The sequence below is a fragment of the Spiroplasma endosymbiont of Lariophagus distinguendus genome, assembly GCF_023846195.1.
Taxonomy (GTDB): Bacteria; Bacillota_I; Bacilli_A; order Mycoplasmatales; family VBWQ01; genus Spiroplasma_E.
Window position 1 is genome coordinate 1 of the sequence record NZ_JALMUW010000180.1, and the last position, 558, is coordinate 558.

General features: G+C 22.2%; 1 protein-coding gene. It reads right to left on the minus strand.

Annotated features, from left to right (window positions below; translation table 4 throughout):
- Positions 1-465: hypothetical protein (locus tag M0D11_RS06425; protein ID WP_252321156.1), on the minus strand; the 465-nt coding region annotated here is incomplete at its 3' end.
- Positions 466-558: the final 93 nt, after the last annotated feature.

The window sequence follows — 558 nt, forward strand, 5'->3', positions numbered from 1 at the left end:
ATCAAAATCTTCTACTGGTGGTAATAAATAGATTTGTTGATTATTATTTGGATTAATTTGTGATATATTAACTAGATTCATATATTTACTATCAACAATATTATTATTATCAATATCATAAGTTGAAAGTTTAATGTTATCAGTCAAATTAAATGTAAAACTTGTCATATGACTAGATGTTCCTAAAATTGCTGGTAATTCATCGGGTGTACCATTTCTAAAAACATCATAAGGCATAATATTTTTTTCTTTTGCACTTGAATAAATAACGTTAGTATAAAATTTATATAATTCAGCACTTATAAAAAAATTAACAATATCAAACCTTGGTATTAATAAATTTGAAACTTTTTTAAAACCTATATTCATTCCGCCGGTAAATCCATTAAAGAAACTACCAAATACTGGTATAGTATTTAATTGAATTTTAACTGTTTCCCTTATTGATAAGGGTATTTCATTCATAGAATTATAAATAAAATACATTAAAGCGTTTAAATTTCTTAAATTTTTAAATTTTAAATTATTGATAATATAACCATTAACTTGACCTCTTAA